At 60.4% G+C, this 15,924-nt stretch carries 18 protein-coding genes; 13 read left to right on the forward strand and 5 right to left on the reverse strand.

Annotated elements, in window-relative coordinates; all coding sequences use genetic code 11:
• The first annotated feature begins 496 nt into the window (after positions 1-496).
• The 7 genes from ASD50_RS15035 to ASD50_RS15070 all read left to right on the forward strand — a co-directional run bounded on the left by ASD50_RS15035 (position 497) and on the right by ASD50_RS15070 (position 5,097).
• Positions 497-1,237, forward strand: coding sequence for an AzlC family ABC transporter permease (locus ASD50_RS15035; RefSeq protein WP_056242827.1), 741 nt, complete (start codon positions 497-499; stop codon positions 1,235-1,237).
• The gene (locus ASD50_RS15040) at positions 1,234-1,530 is read left to right on the forward strand and encodes an AzlD family protein (protein WP_056242828.1); all 297 of its coding nucleotides are present in this window, start codon (positions 1,234-1,236) and stop codon (positions 1,528-1,530) included. Before ASD50_RS15035 ends, ASD50_RS15040 begins: the two co-directional genes overlap by 4 nt.
• Positions 1,531-1,943: 413 nt before the next feature.
• A complete protein-coding gene (locus ASD50_RS15045; RefSeq protein ID WP_056242831.1) occupies positions 1,944-2,159 on the forward strand; it encodes a hypothetical protein in 216 nt (71 codons plus the stop codon).
• Positions 2,159-2,398 carry a hypothetical protein gene (locus tag ASD50_RS15050; protein ID WP_056242832.1) on the forward strand — a complete coding sequence of 80 codons (240 nt, stop codon included), beginning with the start codon at positions 2,159-2,161 and terminating at the stop codon, positions 2,396-2,398. The genes ASD50_RS15045 and ASD50_RS15050 overlap by 1 nt, the downstream gene beginning before the upstream one ends.
• A gap of 78 nt (positions 2,399-2,476) precedes the next feature.
• Positions 2,477-3,082 carry a hypothetical protein gene (locus ASD50_RS15055; RefSeq protein WP_056242834.1) on the forward strand — a complete coding sequence of 202 codons (606 nt, stop codon included), beginning with the start codon at positions 2,477-2,479 and terminating at the stop codon, positions 3,080-3,082.
• Positions 3,079-4,167 (forward strand): helix-turn-helix domain-containing protein, encoded by a 1,089-nt coding sequence (locus ASD50_RS22655; RefSeq protein WP_082549693.1) that lies wholly within the window; start codon positions 3,079-3,081, stop codon positions 4,165-4,167. The genes ASD50_RS15055 and ASD50_RS22655 overlap by 4 nt, the downstream gene beginning before the upstream one ends.
• A 45-nt stretch (positions 4,168-4,212) precedes the next feature.
• Positions 4,213-5,097 (forward strand): DDE-type integrase/transposase/recombinase, encoded by an 885-nt coding sequence (locus ASD50_RS15070; RefSeq protein ID WP_056242841.1) that lies wholly within the window; start codon positions 4,213-4,215, stop codon positions 5,095-5,097.
• Between the two features lie 567 nt (positions 5,098-5,664).
• Here ASD50_RS15070 and ASD50_RS15080 read toward each other — a convergent pair.
• From ASD50_RS15080 to ASD50_RS15090, 3 genes are all read right to left on the reverse strand, one after another.
• A complete protein-coding gene (locus ASD50_RS15080) occupies positions 5,665-7,512 on the reverse strand; it encodes an aminopeptidase P family protein (protein WP_056242844.1) in 1,848 nt (615 codons plus the stop codon).
• An 82-nt stretch (positions 7,513-7,594) separates the two neighbouring features.
• The gene (locus tag ASD50_RS15085) at positions 7,595-8,467 is read right to left on the reverse strand and encodes a 50S ribosomal protein L11 methyltransferase (protein WP_056242846.1); all 873 of its coding nucleotides are present in this window, start codon (positions 8,465-8,467) and stop codon (positions 7,595-7,597) included.
• A 28-nt stretch (positions 8,468-8,495) separates the two neighbouring features.
• Positions 8,496-9,074: an SCO family protein gene (locus ASD50_RS15090; RefSeq protein ID WP_056242848.1), complete on the reverse strand. Its 579-nt coding sequence runs from the start codon at positions 9,072-9,074 to the stop codon at positions 8,496-8,498.
• A 163-nt stretch (positions 9,075-9,237) separates the two neighbouring features.
• On the opposite strand from ASD50_RS15090, the gene ASD50_RS15095 reads away from it, so the two are divergent.
• The 3 genes from ASD50_RS15095 to ASD50_RS15105 all read left to right on the forward strand — a co-directional run bounded on the left by ASD50_RS15095 (position 9,238) and on the right by ASD50_RS15105 (position 11,032).
• Positions 9,238-9,741, forward strand: a complete 504-nt coding sequence (locus tag ASD50_RS15095) for a CreA family protein (protein WP_056243723.1) — start codon at positions 9,238-9,240, stop codon at positions 9,739-9,741.
• 142 nt (positions 9,742-9,883) lie between these two features.
• Positions 9,884-10,525, forward strand: coding sequence for a DapH/DapD/GlmU-related protein (locus ASD50_RS15100; protein ID WP_056242850.1), 642 nt, complete (start codon positions 9,884-9,886; stop codon positions 10,523-10,525).
• Between the two features lie 183 nt (positions 10,526-10,708).
• Positions 10,709-11,032, forward strand: coding sequence for a hypothetical protein (locus tag ASD50_RS15105; protein WP_082549713.1), 324 nt, complete (start codon positions 10,709-10,711; stop codon positions 11,030-11,032).
• A gap of 133 nt (positions 11,033-11,165) precedes the next feature.
• On the opposite strand, the gene ASD50_RS15110 is transcribed toward ASD50_RS15105, so the two are convergent.
• Positions 11,166-12,332 carry a hypothetical protein gene (locus ASD50_RS15110; RefSeq protein ID WP_156465122.1) on the reverse strand — a complete coding sequence of 389 codons (1,167 nt, stop codon included), beginning with the start codon at positions 12,330-12,332 and terminating at the stop codon, positions 11,166-11,168.
• Positions 12,333-12,612: 280 nt separating this feature from the next.
• Here ASD50_RS15110 and ASD50_RS15115 point away from each other — a divergent pair, with 280 nt between their 5' ends.
• From ASD50_RS15115 to ASD50_RS15125, 3 genes are all read left to right on the forward strand, one after another.
• Positions 12,613-13,038 carry a low affinity iron permease family protein gene (locus ASD50_RS15115; protein WP_056242854.1) on the forward strand — a complete coding sequence of 142 codons (426 nt, stop codon included), beginning with the start codon at positions 12,613-12,615 and terminating at the stop codon, positions 13,036-13,038.
• Positions 13,039-13,146: 108 nt separating this feature from the next.
• Entirely contained in the window at positions 13,147-13,815 is a 669-nt protein-coding gene (locus ASD50_RS15120) for a glutathione S-transferase family protein (RefSeq protein WP_056242856.1), read from the forward strand.
• Positions 13,816-13,817: 2 nt separating this feature from the next.
• On the forward strand, positions 13,818-14,171 hold the full coding sequence (locus ASD50_RS15125) for a DUF2200 domain-containing protein (RefSeq protein WP_056242859.1): 354 nt from the start codon (positions 13,818-13,820) through the stop codon (positions 14,169-14,171).
• A 180-nt stretch (positions 14,172-14,351) separates the two neighbouring features.
• Here ASD50_RS15125 and ASD50_RS15130 read toward each other — a convergent pair whose 3' ends face one another.
• Positions 14,352-15,035 carry a hypothetical protein gene (locus ASD50_RS15130; RefSeq protein WP_156465123.1) on the reverse strand — a complete coding sequence of 228 codons (684 nt, stop codon included), beginning with the start codon at positions 15,033-15,035 and terminating at the stop codon, positions 14,352-14,354.
• Positions 15,036-15,924 lie beyond the last annotated feature (889 nt).

A 15,924-nucleotide genomic window follows, 5' to 3' on the forward strand; every position in this document is an offset into this window, starting at 1 on the left:
GCGGTTTGAAGCCTTAAGACACCGGACGGGCGGCCGCGAGGCCGCACTATCTATCTAAACGAGCGCCCTTGCGGCCGCCCGTCTTCCCGACCTGCGCTTCAACGGCAAAGGCCAGTTCTTTGACAATGGCCAGACGGCATTTGCCGGGCGTGGCAACCATAAAGCACACCCATCTCTTCGTCATCCTCGGGTCGCGCCTTTCGCTATGCTCAGGCTTGCCCGAGGATGACGAAGGGAAAAGGATCTTCCACGCGACGAGGAGCGACGCCCTTCTCGGCATCATCCCGGAAGTGAGCGAGCTTAAAGGCGGGGCAAAGGCTCCGAGGGCTTAAAGGCAGCGTGTGGCAATGCCTCGCCAGTCGGTAATCGACGATCGGGCGGGGGCGACCTTCGACTTTCAACAACACATCACTTCCGCTGAAGGTTTGGCTCAACGGAATTCGTGTGACAGGGCACGGCCCGCCACCTACATACCGTGCTTCCTGAAGGGCGATGCATGTCTACCGAAGCGATACCCGCAAAATCCGCATCAACGGCGTTCTGGCAAGGCGCGCGGCTGAGCATTCCCGTCGTGGTTGCGTCGGGGCCATTTGCTATGCTGTTCGGGGCGATTGCGGTCGATAACGGCTTTTCGGTATTCGAAGCCTTCCTGATGAGCGCGGCGGTGTTCGGCGGGGCCAGCCAGATGGTCGGCATCGAACTGTTCGGCCATCATGTCGCGCCGTGGCTGATCGTGCTGTCGATCTTCGCCGTCAATTTCCGGCATGTGCTTTACTCTGCCGCGATTGGCCGAAGCCTTTCGCACTGGTCCGCGCCGAAACAGGCCATCGCCTATTTCCTGCTCACCGATCCGCAATATGCCTTTGCCGAAAGCGAAGCCCAGTCCGGCCGCAAGGTCAGTTTCGTCTGGTACATGGGGGCGGCCCTTACCGTCTATTTCTTTTGGAACGTGCTGACACTGGCAGGCGCGATTGCCGGCACCTTCATTCCGGACACCAGCGCGCTCGGCATCGATTTCCTGCTGCCGATCTATTTCCTCGGGCTGGTGATGGATTTCCGCAAGCGGCCTTTGTGGCTGCCCATCGTGATCGTCAGCGCGATTGCCTCGATCGTCGCCTACAAGACGGTCGGTTCGCCGTGGCATGTGTCGCTCGGGGCGCTGGCCGGGGTCGCGCTTGCCGTCATCCTGCCGCCAAGCCACAGCGGCATCGGGACCGACCCGGAGCACCTGCCATGAGCACGACGTTCTGGATCATCATTGCAGGCGCCATCGCAACGTACCTAACGCGCGTGGGCGGGCATCTCGTGCTGTCGCGTTTCGAAACCATCCATCCGCGCGTCGAAGCCGGTCTTAACGCCGTGCCGGCTGCCGTTTTGACGACGCTGGTCGCGCCGGCGGCACTAGGTGCAGGGCCGGCCGAATGGGTGGCGCTGATCATCTCCGGCCTCGTAGCCCTGCGCGGCGGCCTGATGTCCATGTTCCTGACGGGGGCTGTGGTCCTCATTCTCGCCCGCCAGTTCGTCGCGTAGATTCAGGTGAGGACGGCCTGCGAAAGGTGTCTTCCTGCGCTTGCCGAGTGCACGTACTGATGTACGCTCCGCTCCGGTTCTCGAAAGCCACCATTCTCGGCACGTCCTGACCTGAATCCGGGGCGTGTGCGCCGAGTGAGGACGGCCTGCGAAAGGCGTGCGCTTGCCGAGTGCACGTACTGATGTACGCTCCGCTCCGGTTCTCGAAAGCCACCATTCTCGGCACGTCCTGACCTGAATCCGGGACGTGCGCGCCAAGTGAGGACGGCTTTTAGACGGGTTGCGGTCAGCCCTTGGCTTCGTGAGGTAGCGGGGCGGTAGTGTCTCAGTTTGAAATTTGACGGCGCGAACGGGGTTGTCGCGCCCCGGTTCGAACTCCTATATGCTTACCGGAAAGCATGGGAGTTGTATGAATGTCCATCAAAGCAAGACACCCCCAAATTGCACAAGGCGATGAACACCTCGCGTTGCGCCTTGGTATGGCTGTTGCCTACCAATGGAATAATCTGCCGAAAGAGGCGCAGGCGACCATCATTGAACAGGCTACCTTTGTCGAAATGTCACCTATCCAGGTCCAGCAAAGACAGTCGTTAGAAGCGTTCATTCGCCAGCATAAGGCAGCGGATTGATGCCTACCGGACCTAAAGGCCAGAAGCGCCCTGCCGACGTGATCGGCAATGCCGTCAAGATCATGCGCATTGCTACCGGCGAGGAAGCCGACGACCTTCACGACGACGGCAAAGACCCGGCTGCAAAGGCGCTCGGCGCGAAAGGCGGCAAGAAGCGCGCCGAGAACATGACGCCGGAACGCCGCGCCGAGATCGCCAAGAAGGCGGCGGAAAAGCGGTGGAACAAGCCGCGCGCATAGCCATGCGCATAATTCGGTGTTGATTTCCGGACATTCCCATGCGATGATTCCCTCTCGAATCGCGGGGAACATTTGCAAATGCCCAATCCAGATGAAGCGGTAGTTCGGCGTGTCCTTGCTCAAAACGAGAGAGATGTGCGAATTCGCTTTTGTATTGAGAAGGCTTGGGAAGACTTGAAGCTGAAATATACCGATATGGCTTGGTGGCGTCGTAAATCCACTACACGGGCGATCATGTGGGAAAACAGCGTTCAGTCTGTCTTGGCTGAGTTGAGTGGAGACAATGGCATTCGGTCGGTCCCTCATGACGACACCATTTCATTCATCGCAGATGACTTAGTGAGGTTCCGGCTTAAGAAGGCGGCACTCAGTCTCTTTACGTCCAATTTCCCGACGCCGTTAGCTGGCCTTTTCCATACTCATGAAGCCGATCTGTTCGGCCACGCTGGTCATCATCGAGTTGAAATTGTGCATGTGTTCAATCGCTTTCAGACAGCGCTTGATTGGATCGGCGTGGTAGGTCGCGAGAAGAAAGAAATCCTTTGGAAGTTTGAGCTTCCGCGAGGTGGTGCGTCCATTGAAGCCCTGCCGCCTGTAGTGCCGACCAAGCCCGCATCGGACTCTGTCCTGAGTCCGGCGGCGAAGACGGGTCAAGACACAAAGACGAATGAAGATAAGAAGTGACCCAGGCTCCATTCAATCCATCGCTACTGCTTCTCGCGAGGCAGTACAGGAGAGCGAGTCAAGGCGATGTCGCCGCCAAAGCCGGTCTTAATCAGGGTCATTATTCACGTATCGAGAATGGGTTGCTGCCGGATGGTCCATCTGCCGAAAACGTTGATAGGATAGCGGCGGCACTTCAATTCCCGGCGGCATTCTTTTACCAGACCGACGGCCTTACCGGTTTGCCGTTGAGCGTACACCCTATGCATCGCAAGAAAGCTGCGGTTGGTGAGCGTATCCTCAAACAGATCCACGCTGAACTGAACATCCGCCTGATCCACCTTCGGCGCTACCTTCGCGCTGCTGATCTCCACCCAGAACTTCCGCTCCCGCAAGTGGATGTCGATGAAGGAGGAGGCCCGCAAGAAATTGCACATATGATCCGCCGAACTTGGTCCATACCCGATGGTCCAATCGCTAACTTGACGGATTACTGTGAGCGGGCTGGAATCCTCGTAATTTGGTGCGACCTCGAAAAGGGCATCGACGGCGTTACAATGCGAGTGCGAGATTTGCCGCCGTGCATTTTCCTCAATCGCAACGTGCCGCCGGATCGAATGCGCGCATCTCTCGCTCATGAACTCGGGCATGTAATCATGCACCGCATCCCCACAGAAAACATTGAAGATGAGGCGAACGCTTTCGCAGCAGAGCTTATGGTTCCTGAAAAGCAGTTCCGGCGCCAATTCATTGGGCGTGCTGGTATTTCACTCGAATGGCTGGCGCTCCAAAAAGCCTACTGGAAAATGTCGATGGCCTTTCTGCTTTATCGAGCGGGAGCGATCGATGCGATAACGCGGCATCAAAGTGAGTACGCCTGGAAGAAAATTGCGTCGATGGGCTGGCGGCTTAGAGAGCCCCAGGAGACTGATTTTCCATATGATGAACCGACCGTTTTTCCCGCGCTTTTGAAAATGCATAGCGACGTTCTCGGCTTCGATCTCGAAACCATTGGCCGGCTGGTAAACTGCGACGTTGGCGAGTTGCAGCAGATGTATCGGCCATATCTCGGGCGCGGTAAGCCTGGGCTGTATCTCGTAAGATGAACTTTAATGCTTGACACTAAGCATAAAAGTTCAGATATTAGGGGCATGAACAAGCTGCCCCTCAAAACCCGCGTCCAAATCCTCACCATGCTTTGCGAGGGATCATCCATGCGGTCGATCTCCCGCGTTGCCGACGTGTCGATCAACACCGTTTCGAAGCTGCTTGTCGATGCCGGAAAATTCTGCGCCGACCTGCATGACCGGGAAGTTCGCAATGTGCAGGCGAAAAAGGTGCAGGCCGACGAAATCTGGTCATTCGTCGGCGCGAAGGCGAAGAACGTAGCGACCATGAAACAGCCGGTCGATGGCGCTGGCGACGTGTGGACATGGACCGCGCTGGACAGCGACAGCAAGCTTATCGTGTCGTGGCTGGTCGGCGGTCGTGATGGCGAATATGCGTTGGCCTTCATGGAAGATGTTCGCGACCGCCTCGCCAATCGCGTCCAGCTTACGACCGATGGCCATCGCGCCTATCTCAACGCGGTCGAGGAAACCTTTGGCGCTGACATCGACTATGCGATGCTGGTGAAGCAGTACGGCGAACCGGAGGGCAAGAAGGCATCGCCGGAACGCCGCTATAGCCCCGCCGTCTGCACTGGCGCGATTAAGACGCGCATCGAAGGCTCACCCGATATGGCGCATGTCAGCACATCGCATGTCGAACGCGCGAACCTCACAATGCGCATGGCAAATCGCCGCTTTACCCGCCTCACCAATGCGTTCTCAAAGAAGTTTGAGAACCACGTCCACATGGTTGCGATCTACACGGTTTGGTACAACTTCATCAAAATGCACAAGACGCTGCGCATGACGCCCGCAATGGCCGCTGGCGTTGCCGATAAACTCTGGTCGATGGATGATCTTGTCGCGATGATGGATGCCGTTGCCCCGAAGCCGGGGAAGCGGGGGCCGTATAAAAAGAGGGGGTAAAAAGCGAAACCCCCGGAGGGCCTATCGGCTGTCCGGGGGTTCTATCCATCCGGGTTCGCTTGCGAGCAGTGGCGAAGTCCGGCTTGCATGTGCCAATATGGTGAACTATGCCGATCAGTCAACACACAAAATATGAAGAAGTTCCAAACGCGCTAATTGCCGCATTTGAACGCACGATCACGCCAGCACGATTGACCCCCTATCTGGCGGCGGCGGCCGATTAAAGGCGCGTGGGATCAAACCAAGTGCGGACGAAATGGTTGCTGGTCTTTCGTTCGGATTTTGGGTCGCCATGCTTGCGCCCCGATATAAACCGGTTTTGTGGAGCAGCCATCTAGTTCAGGCTTTCCCGCACATGCCCGCCAACACAGAACACAAAGGCATTTATAGCCGAGTGAACAACGTTTTGGATTTGCGGAACCGGATTTTCCATCAAGAGCCGCTTTTGGGATTTAATCTGTCCGGAAACTACTCGGAGATCATGCAGCTCCTAAAATGGATATGCCCTGAGACCCAGGCTTGGGTGAAAGAAAATTGTTCGGTGCCCCGCTTCATCCGATCTAAGCCCTAGATTTCAAACTGAGACACTACCAGCGGGGCAGTTGCCTTTTCCAGCCATGCCAAGACCTCGCCGTCGAGCATCGGGCCGATCTCGGCAAGAACGCGGGCGTGATAGGTATCCAGCCAGTGCAACTCATCTCGCGTCATGAGGTCGGGGCGCAGAAGCCGGCTGTCGAAAGGCGCAAGCGTCAGCGTTTCGAAGCCGTGCATGGCAATGTCGCCGCCCGGCAGGTTTTCAGCCGGGTCCACCACGATCAGGTTTTCCAGCCGGATGCCGTAGTGGCCTTCCTTGTAGTAGCCCGGTTCGTTGGAGAGCATCATGCCTTCGAGCAGCTTCTCCGTGCCGGTGCGGGCGATGCGCTGCGGACCTTCGTGCACGGCAAGGTAGGAGCCGACGCCGTGGCCGGTGCCGTGGGCATAATCGAGGCCACGCTGCCATAGCGCCATGCGGGCAATGGCGTCGATTTCCGAGCCGCGCGTGCCGGAGGGGAAGCGCAGGGTTGAAATTGCGATCAGGCCTTTCAGCACGAGTGTATAGCGTTCGCGCATCTCCTCGGTCGGCTGGCCGACAGGGACGGTGCGGGTGATGTCGGTGGTGCCGTCCTGATATTGCGCGCCGGAATCGAGCAGGAACAGTTCGCCTGCGGCCAGCTTGCGGCTTGTCGCGCGGGAGACGCGGTAATGCATGATCGCGCCGTTGGGGCCGGCACCCGAGATGGTGTCGAAGGAGACGTCGCGCAGCGGCATCTGCGTTTCCTCGCCGGTGAGGCGGCGGCATTCCTCGAGCTTCGTCACCACCGCGATCTCGTCGAGGCTGCCGGGCTGCTGGCGGTCGAGCCAGCAGAGCAGCTTGGCGACGGCTGCGCCATCGCGCCGGTGAGCGGCGCGGCTGCCTTCGATTTCGGCGCGGTTCTTGGTGGCGCGCGGAATGCGGGCCGGGTCGGTGGCTGCGATGACGGTGCCGCCATTTTCCTCGACCAGCATCCTGAGCCTGTCTGCCGCCAGGACCGGGTCGAGCGCGATTTTCGCCCCATTGGCCGCGAGGGTTGCAATGGCGGGCTCGAAGGCATCCGGTTTTGAGAGGCCGGTGAGCTGGGTGAGGTAGGCCGCCACTTCGCGCGAGAATTTGCGGCTGTCCATGAACAACTGGTGCTGGCCCTCGGCCGCGAGGATGGAGAAGCCGAGCGCCAACGGCGTATGCGGGACATCATTGCCGCGGATGTTGAAAGCCCAGGCGATGGATGAAGGATCGGTGAGGACGGCGTGGGTGGCGCCGTCCCTGGCGATAGACGCAGCAAGGCGTGCAAGCTTGTCCCTGGCCAGTTCGCCGGCGAAGGCGATCGGGTGGATCTCGACGGGAGAGACGGGCGGTTCAGGCTGGTCATCCCAGATGATGTCGATGGGGTTTTTCTCGACGGCGACGAGTTTAGCGCCGACCTTGTCGGCAGACGCTTGCAGCGTCTTGACCTCGCTCACCGTGTGCAGCCAGGGGTCGAAGCCGAGCCGCGTGCCCTTGGCAAGATTGCTCCTGATCCAGACTGGCGGCGGGTTGTCGACAAGGCTTTCGATGGAAAAGATGTCGAGATCGACTTCCGCGCGCACCTGCAAGGTGTAGCGGCCATCGACGAAGACGAAGGCGCGGTTGGCGAGGACAAGCGCTACGCCGGCCGAGCCGGAAAAGCCGGTCAGCCAGCGCAGGCGCGCGGCGCGCGCCGGGACATATTCGCCCTGATGCTCGTCTGCGCGCGGCACCAGAAAGCCATCCAGCCCGTTGGCGGCAAGCCATTCGCGCAGCTTGGCGACGCGGGGCTTGCCGACGGAGGGATCGCCGGCCGAATCGAAGGACTGGAACATGGATGCAGCTCTTTGAAAGAAGGGATTGAGCGGACCGTAGCCGCGAGGGAGCGGGCTGGCAATTGTCGAGCGGTGGTCCAGATCAGCGCTTCAGGTGGATGGTGACCCAGCCTTCGAGGTGAAGCGTGCGGATATGGCGGAAGCCTTGCGCGGTGTAGGCGGCGAGCACGGCGTCGTGCTGGCGGTCGAGAATGCCCGAGAGCACCAGCGATCCGCCGGGCTGGAGGTGCGCGGCCATATCCGGTGCGATGTCCATCAGCGGGCCGGCGAGGATGTTGGCGACGATGAGTGCGAAGGGGCCGCGCTCGGCAAAGACGGGATGGTCGAAGCCGGTGGCGGTGGTGGTCTCAACCAGGTTCGAAGCGTCGTTGAGCTTGACGTTTGCCGTGGCGACCTCGGTGGCGACAGGGTCGATGTCGGTCGCCAGCACGGGGATAGCGGCAAGCTTGGCAAGTGCAATGGCGAGGACGGCGCTGCCGGTGCCGAGGTCTAGCGCGTTTTGCGGATGCTCGGCCTCGACCACGCTTTCCAGCACCTCAAGGCAGCCGGCTGTGGTGCCGTGATGGCCGGTTCCGAAGGCTAGTCCAGCCTCGATCTCGATGGCGATGTCGCCGGGCCTGATCTGGTCGCGATCATGCGCACCATGGACGAAGAAGCGCCCGGCGCGAACCGGCTTCAGCCCTTCCAGCGAGCGGGCGACCCAGTCGATGTCGGGCAGGACTTCGCGCTCCAGCGGCTTGTCGACGGACAGGGCGGTGAGCAGGTCGCGCAATTGCCCCTCGATCGCCTCGACATCGCCCTCGGCATAGAGGGAAATTTCGTGGAGATCGCGATCCTCGTCCAGTTCGAGAACCGAGATCGGCCAGCCGTCTTCCTCGAAAGCGGTCTCCATGGCGGCGAAGATGCGCTCGGCCTCGGCCTTCGACGTGGTCAAATGGAGGCGCGTCTGGGTCATGGGCGACGAATTGTCTCGCGTTGGTCGGTCAGCCTTCCGCCGCAAGCCGTTTCAACTTGGCGATGGCGTTGCTGGCGCTCTCGCCATAAGCGATGGTGCCGGCAAAGTCACCCTTGCCGTTCAACAGAAGAACGGAAGCGGTGTGGTCCATCGTATAATCGCCGTCCTCGGTCGGGACCTTCTTGGCATAGATGCCGAAGGCCTTGGCCATGGCTTCGACCTTCGCCGGCTCGCCGGTGATGCCGACGATGCGGTCCGAGAAGTTGGAGATGTAGGTTTTCATGATCTCCGGCGTGTCGCGCTCGGGATCGATGGAGACGAAATAAGCCTTGATGTCCTTGCCCTCGTCGCCCAGCGTCTTCAGCCAGCCGGCCATTTCGAACAGCGTGGTGGGGCAGACTTCGGGGCAGTGGGTGAAGCCGAAGAAGACGGCGCTTGGATGCCCCCGCAGCGCCGCCTCGGTGATCGGCTCGCCGGTCTGGTCGGTGAGGGCGAACGGGGCGCCGAAAGGCTCGCCACCATAGTGGGTGCTGTACCAGCTAAAGGTGAGCCAGCCGATACCGGCTGTCATCAGGACGAGGATTCCGATGAGGATGGAGCGCATCATGAGACGAATTCCGCATTGAATTTTTGCCAACACCGTTAGCGTGTTGCGCGACACGAGTATACGCGCCGTGATGCCGCAATGGCGTGGTGTGGGCAAGCGTGCTTGCAATTTGACCACGCGCACACCAATTGAATTTTCCGTGAATGCAACCAGGGAGCGTTTCTTGCGAGATCTCTTCAGGCGGTATCTGATTGGCGGCCTTGCCGCTTTGGGCATCCTCGCCGGCGCAGGGGGAGTTCTTGCGCAGGAGGTCGGCAAGGTCGGCGTCGACTGGCTGGGCAACGATATCATCATCGAGGCGATCAAGGACCCCAAGGTGGAGGGCGTGACCTGTCACGTGTCCTATTTCGACCGTGGCGTCATCGATCGCCTGCAAAAGGGTAACTGGTTCGAAGACCCTTCCGATTCCTCAATTTCCTGCCGGCAGACGGGGCCGATCAAGATCGGCGACATCGACCTGAGCGAAGACGGCGAGGAAGTTTTCAAGCAGGGCATCAGCCTGATCTGGAAGAAGCAGGTGGTGAACCGCATCTACGACAAGGCCAACGACACCCTGATCTATCTGTCGCATTCGCGCCAGGTGCAGGACGGATCGGCCAAGATGTCGATCACGTCGGTTCCGCTATATGGCCAGACAGTGGAGTGGGCGAAAGGCAAGCCGCAGTAGCTTCAGATTATGGTGGCCTGCAAACGACAGCTTTCCGCGCTTAGGTTCTCGAAAGTCACCGTTTTTTGGCTCACCCTGATCTGAACCCCGCGCGCCCTTAGGTGACTTGCGGCGACCCGGAGGGCATCGTACAGCCCTCGGCATGGAACACACCGAGCAGCCAACCCCGAAAGAGCCCGAACCACGCGTCCACCCGACGGCAGAGCTGAAGGGATGCCGGCTGGCGCCATTCGTGTCCATAGGCGAGCGAGTGGTGCTGCGCGAGGTTACCGTCGGAGCCTTCACCTATTTCGAGCGACATTCCGAAGCGATCTATACGACGATTGGCAAGTTCTGTTCGGTCGCAGCCAATACCCGCATCAATGCGCTCGAACATCCGATTGAGCGGCTGACGCAGCACAAGGTCAGCTATCGGCCAAATGAGTATTTCCGCTATCTCGGAGTTGATAACGCCTTTCGGGAACGACGGCAGGCGAAGGCAGTGACCATTGGCCATGACGCGTGGATCGGGCATGGCGCCGTGGTGATGCCAGGGGTGACCATCGGCAATGGCACGGTGGTCGGAGCCAATGCGGTCGTGACGCGCGATGTCGCCGCTTACAGCATTGTCGCCGGCTCTCCGGCGCGGGTTCTGCGGCCGCGCTTTCCGACTGACGTCGCGGCTCGCATCGAACGGTTGGCGTGGTGGGATTGGCCGGTGGAGAAGCTGGGGATCGCAATCCCCGACATGCAGGCATTGCCGATCGAGGCTTTCCTCGATCGCTGGGAAGGCGAGAGTGGTTGAGGTTCGGAGCGGCCGGTAACCAAATCGCTTAAGGTAAAAGATTAGCGTTAAGAATTGGAATGCAGGTTGTATTGTGAAAACAATGCAATCTTTAATTGCGTTATTTGTTTTCAGTCATATCCTGATCTCGGAGGTAATCGTCGGAAGTTGAAGGAAACACTGTCAGCAACAAAGGAGAAAGTCATGAACAAGATCACTGTTGTACTTGCTGTCGCTGCCGTTTCCTTCTGGACCGTTGGGGCCCAGGCTGGTGGCTGGGGCGCGACGGGCGGCAATCACGGCCTGTCGAGCGGACTGATCAACGTCTCGCCCTCGGTTGGGCTCGGCAACGTCAGCGTGCTGAACGGGATCGGCAACGACAACGCCGTTTTGAGCGGCAACGTCGTGTCCGGCATCCTGAACGGCAACAAGACCAATGTCGGCAACGGCATCAATGGCGTGCTGAACGGGATTGGTGTGAACCTGAACGGTGGCAACAGCTACAAGATGGGCAGCAAGCACCACTGATCCGGATCGCATGGATGCTGGACATGAAGGGCTTTGGGCCTGAAACACCTTGAAGCCGGTAGCCGGTACGCATGCGGGCAGGGGAGTTTTGCACACTCTCCTGCCACTTTAGCGCGTAGGTTCTTGATGCATTTCAGATATCGGCGCTCAGGCCGAAGAAGGCATCAATCGTGTTTTCTTCCAGGTCGATAACGGTCTTGAAAGTTCTCGATAGATCGACGCGCATCACCGCCTTGAGCGGCTTGTTCAGCGCGTAGGCGGCTTCGGCGTAGATGCCGCGACTGCGCTCCTCGTTTTCGAACAACAGGTTCTGCTTGAGTTCGCAAAAGACGCCGGAGGCAAGCGCGAACCGGTCACTGATTTTCCAGCCAAGTTCCAGTTCGGCCCGGTCGAGCCATGAGGCGAGCGGGTCGTCGCTGTCGACGGTTTCGTAACGGCCGAACCATGCGCCGCGCAGTTCAAACCCGTGCGGCAGTGGTTGCGTTGCCCGAATCTGCCACGCCGGCTTGATCTGGCTGTAGACGCTTTGTGTGCCGCGAAGCCATTCGAGACCGAAAGCGAGACCAAGGCTTGCTCCATTTGCCTTCTGGACAGCGAGTTCCGCGCTCAGTGCGGCGAGCGTGAATGACAGTGCGACCAGAGGGACGCCGAGGGGTTCGACGGAGGCGACAAGGGCTGAAGCCGAGCCGCCGAAGGCCGCAGGGCCGACAGTGCGGGTGAGGCGGGCCTGAACGTGGAGGCGGTTCGTATCCGGGTCGAGCCGAGTGGCGGGCAGGACATCGTTTTCGAAGCGGGTGGGGCCGGTTGTCTCGAAGCTTTCGGAGGCTTCGAGGATCAAGGCGGTGCCGTGGTCGAGGGCAATGCCGAGTTGCGCCTCGACGCTCAGTTGCTGCTTCAAGGCCCGGGTGCCGATGACAATCGCGCCAAGGTCGAGATCGTCGCCGGTACTCAAGGCGCGGTAGCCGAGCGAACCGCGCAACTCGAGCGACGCCGACAAGCGGCGGAAGGCGTGCGCGGACAGGGAAAGCGCCCTGTCGTCCTCGATGGCGACGCGATCATGGCGGGTTGCCTCGAAGGCCGTGCCGATGCCGGCGTTGGCGTCCGCATCGCCCCATTGGCGTTCCAGCGAGCCGCGCAGCAGCGTGAACCAATCCGGGATGGGCCGGTCGCTATCCAGCGCGTTGCTGGTCCAGTGCCGCTCGATGGTTGCGGTGGCGAATGGCTTTGCCGGCTCGGCTGGTGCCGCCGTGGCAAGGGCGAGCAGCGCTGCTCCCGAAAGAGAGAACTTCGCCGGTTGCATTGTCTTTCGCTGCGAAGCTCGGATCATTGCGAAGCCGCCCGGCTTTCTGACCCCTTCCGCCATGCGGGGGTGGCGAGGCGGAAGGGGCCGGAGGTTACCGCCTGAAGCGGAAGGAACAGGCTCTCTTGCCTGCAACGCGACTTTCCCACAGCCATCATAAATTGCCGTATAAGCATTGTACTCTTTTTGGTTGTATAAAGTTGCGCCTGAAATTGCCGGTAGGACGGAACCCGAGGGCAGGGGAGGCGGTTCTTCCGGCAAAGGAAACGAGGGTTACCCGATGTTCGAAAAGCAGTTCACCAGGGCAGCGAACGCCGTTGCCTACCTCACCGGCTTGCCGCTGACCTTTGCGCTGTGCGTGGCCGTGGTGGTGGCATGGGCGGCGAGCGGGCCGATTTTCGGCTTTTCCGACACATGGCAACTGATCATCAACACCGGGACGACGATCATCACCTTCCTCATGGTGTTCCTGATCCAGAACACGCAGAACCGGGACGGGGCGGCGATCCAGGCCAAGTTGGACGAATTGATCCGGGTGAGCCAGGGGCACAATCATTTCATCGGCATCGAGCACCTGACCGAATCGGAGGTGGAGGAAATCCGCCGCAAATGCGAGGAAGCGGCCAAGCGCCACGACGAGGAGCTGACAAATAAGGTGGCAACCAAGACCGCGCGCAAGATGGTTTCGCGCAAGCGGGCGGCGTGAGGTTGAGCGGGCCGTTCGTGCGCGAGAGTGTCGGGTTTTGCACAGGCAGCGCGTCCTTGGGTCGGGAGGCAGGATTGGGTAGCCTCAAGAAACAACCGGAGCCGGCCAATGATCCCTACCATCACCGCCTTTGAAAATTCGCCCGACCGCGGTCAGGGACAGGCGCGCGACATGCGCGTTCGCTGGGCGTTCGAGGAAGTCGGCCAGCCCTATGACGTGCGCCTCGTTTCGTTTGCCGGGCTGAAGCAGGCGAAACACCGGGCACTGCAGCCGTTCGGGCAGATACCGACCTATGAGGAGGGCGATCTTGCCCTGTTCGAGACCGGCGCGATCGTGCTGCATATCGCCGAGACGCATGCCGGACTGCTGCCCAAGGATACGAACGGACGGGCACGGGCCATCATGTGGATGTTTTCTGCGCTGAGCACGGTCGAGCCGCCCATCGTCGAGGAGGAAATGACCGGCTATGTGGAGGCCGACAAGCCCTGGTACGAGGCACGCCTGCCGATCATGCATGAGCGTATCCGGGGGCGGCTTGGCGAGCTGTCGCGGCGACTGGGCGATGCCGACTGGCTCGATGGGATATTCAGTGCGGGCGACCTGATGATGGTGATGGTGCTGCGCAGGTTGAACGGCTCGAAACTGCTGGCGGAATTTCCGAGTCTCCTGGCCTATGTTGCCAGAGGCGAAGCGCGACCTGCCTTCAAGCGGGCGTTCGCCGCGCAGCTTGAGGTTTTCGAGCTGTATCGAGGCGGAAATAGAAGCCGGGGAGGATAATCGTGGCGAAACATCGAATCTACACGATCAGCGTTGCCAGCGTTTATCCATTCTATGTCGCGAAGGCGGAGAAGAAGGGACGCACGAAAGCCGAGGTGGACGAGATCATCTCCTGGCTGACCGGCTATGACCAGCAGGCGCTGCAAGGCGAGCTGGACAAGCGGACCGACTTCGAAACGTTCTTTGCGGCTGCACCTGCGATGAACCCTTCGCGCAGCCTGATCAAGGGCGTGGTTTGCGGCGTCCGGGTGGAGGACATCGAGGAGCCGACCATGCGCGAAATCCGCTATCTCGACAAGTTGATCGACGAACTGGCGCGGGGCAAGGCGATGGACAAGATCCTGCGCAAGGAATGATCTGCGAAAGACGAGGCCCCACCACTTTTGCCGAAAATGCTCCAGCGCGCCGCGGTCTTTCAGCCTCATTCAAGCTGCCTGCCTTGCAGGTTTTGCCTCGCCCGTCCTCGGTTCGCGCCAGGTTAAGGCCCGCTGTTGGCGGACCGGGTGCGGGTTCCAGGCATCGAATTGCCGGATGAGCTACGAGGGGCGAGGAAAAGTGACGACCCGCAAATGTCCCCGGCGCGCGGGCGGATGCATCGCCTCGCTCAGGGACATGGTGGTTGAACGCCGCTCGAACGCTGCCCGGCGCTGAGCGACGGCGATCTTCCTGGACATTGGTTCGGCCAGTTCCTTGAGCATGTCGTCCGCCTCGGATATCGCTTGCCTGAACGCCATCGCCCGCCGCAACAGGTCGAGCCGCTTCAGCCTCAGTTCGGTATCGGCCTGCTCGCCAAGGGCGAGGATCATTTCCGCGGCGCGCAGCCGGACCGAAGTGGCGTCGATCTCGAAATCGTCCAGTACCCATGCGGCATGCAGGAGCCGCCGGATCGCTTCGCGGAGCTGACCTGTCTGCTCGTCGATGTATGCCCGGCGCATGAAGCGTATCGCCAAATCCGGCATGTTCTCAGACAGGCCGGCTTCGATGAAGCCGATCTCCCTGACGACGTCGGCTTCCTCGGCGGTTGCCTCAGAAAGATTGCGCGCCACGTAAAGGCAGTTCGGGCATTCCTGCAGCCATGTGGACATGGTGTAGCGCGCCCGCGGCGGGGGCCTGCCGTCCAGGTCGGCAGAACCGGAATTGGTGACGCTTCCGAGTTCTTCATGCATGCTCTCTTCGCCGCAGCGGGCGCAGGCGACCTTGACCGGACGATACATTGTCATTTTGCGTTCTTTCCGATCCTCATGGCTATTTGTTTCATCAACTCCCGCGTCATGGCGATGGCAGCTAATATGGGAGATGCGGGGCTGGCATGCACATAATTTTGTGCCTGCTTTTGCATCCGTGGCGCGCTGCCGTTTGGTCACGGCATGGATCCCAGGGTCTACGCGACGGCCTTCGGCCTGCTCCGCCCTGGGATGACGAAGGAATGGGTATGCTTATTCATCGCCACGCTGCCTTTCGGCCCTGTGGATCTTTGCCCCGCCTTTAAGCCCCTTCGCTAACGCTCGTCGCTGGCGGGGACGATTCCTTGCCCCGCCCTTAAGCTCGCTCGCTAACGCTCGTCGCTGGCGGGGACCCCGAGGAATGGCCAGACGGCTATCGGAGTTCGTGCTTTATGGTTGCCACGCCCGGCTTTTGCCGTCTGGCCATTGTCAAAGAACTGACCTCATTTGAGAGGTCGGGAGGACGGGCGGCCGTTCGGTCGCTCGTTTAGATAGATAGTGCGGCCTTGCGACCGCCCGTCCGGTGGCTTCCCTCAACCAGTGCACCGGCCATGCCGCAGCTCCAGCCTCAATGGCCGACAACCGCGGGCAACACTGCGCCCGGTTCGAGGGCCGAACTTAGGGGTTCATCACCCANACCAGTGCACCGGCCATGCCGCAGCTCCAGCCTCAATGGCCGACAACCGCGGGCAACACTGCGCCCGGTTCGAGGGCCGAACTTAGGGGTTCATCACCCAGCCGCCTACCGACGACGACCAGCCCGGCACCGCCGCCCTTCCCTGATACCCGGTGCGCACCAGGTCTCCCGCAAGGGCGATGGCAGCGATTATGGGGGAGGCGCGGAGGGTGTGGATAAGTGGAGTGTTTGATCTCTCAGGGAAGTAAA

Origin of the sequence: Mesorhizobium sp. Root552 (assembly GCF_001427285.1) — a bacterium.
Classification (GTDB): Bacteria; Pseudomonadota; Alphaproteobacteria; order Rhizobiales; family Rhizobiaceae; genus Mesorhizobium.

Excerpts from the sequence above, each read along its gene's own strand:
- ASD50_RS15035 (WP_056242827.1), top strand. The coding sequence starts at position 497 with ATGTCTACCGAAGCGATACCCGCAAAATCCGCATCAACGGCGTTCTGG.
- ASD50_RS15040 (WP_056242828.1), top strand. The coding sequence starts at position 1,234 with ATGAGCACGACGTTCTGGATCATCATTGCAGGCGCCATCGCAACGTAC.
- ASD50_RS15045 (WP_056242831.1), top strand. The coding sequence starts at position 1,944 with ATGTCCATCAAAGCAAGACACCCCCAAATTGCACAAGGCGATGAACAC.
- ASD50_RS15050 (WP_056242832.1), top strand. The coding sequence starts at position 2,159 with ATGCCTACCGGACCTAAAGGCCAGAAGCGCCCTGCCGACGTGATCGGC.
- ASD50_RS15055 (WP_056242834.1), top strand. The coding sequence starts at position 2,477 with ATGCCCAATCCAGATGAAGCGGTAGTTCGGCGTGTCCTTGCTCAAAAC.
- ASD50_RS15070 (WP_056242841.1), top strand. The coding sequence starts at position 4,213 with ATGAACAAGCTGCCCCTCAAAACCCGCGTCCAAATCCTCACCATGCTT.
- ASD50_RS15080 (WP_056242844.1), bottom strand. The coding sequence starts at position 7,512 with ATGTTCCAGTCCTTCGATTCGGCCGGCGATCCCTCCGTCGGCAAGCCC.
- ASD50_RS15085 (WP_056242846.1), bottom strand. The coding sequence starts at position 8,467 with ATGACCCAGACGCGCCTCCATTTGACCACGTCGAAGGCCGAGGCCGAG.
- ASD50_RS15090 (WP_056242848.1), bottom strand. The coding sequence starts at position 9,074 with ATGATGCGCTCCATCCTCATCGGAATCCTCGTCCTGATGACAGCCGGT.
- ASD50_RS15100 (WP_056242850.1), top strand. The coding sequence starts at position 9,884 with ATGGAACACACCGAGCAGCCAACCCCGAAAGAGCCCGAACCACGCGTC.
- ASD50_RS15105 (WP_082549713.1), top strand. The coding sequence starts at position 10,709 with ATGAACAAGATCACTGTTGTACTTGCTGTCGCTGCCGTTTCCTTCTGG.
- ASD50_RS15110 (WP_156465122.1), bottom strand. The coding sequence starts at position 12,332 with ATGCAACCGGCGAAGTTCTCTCTTTCGGGAGCAGCGCTGCTCGCCCTT.
- ASD50_RS15115 (WP_056242854.1), top strand. The coding sequence starts at position 12,613 with ATGTTCGAAAAGCAGTTCACCAGGGCAGCGAACGCCGTTGCCTACCTC.
- ASD50_RS15120 (WP_056242856.1), top strand. The coding sequence starts at position 13,147 with ATGATCCCTACCATCACCGCCTTTGAAAATTCGCCCGACCGCGGTCAG.
- ASD50_RS15130 (WP_156465123.1), bottom strand. The coding sequence starts at position 15,035 with ATGACAATGTATCGTCCGGTCAAGGTCGCCTGCGCCCGCTGCGGCGAA.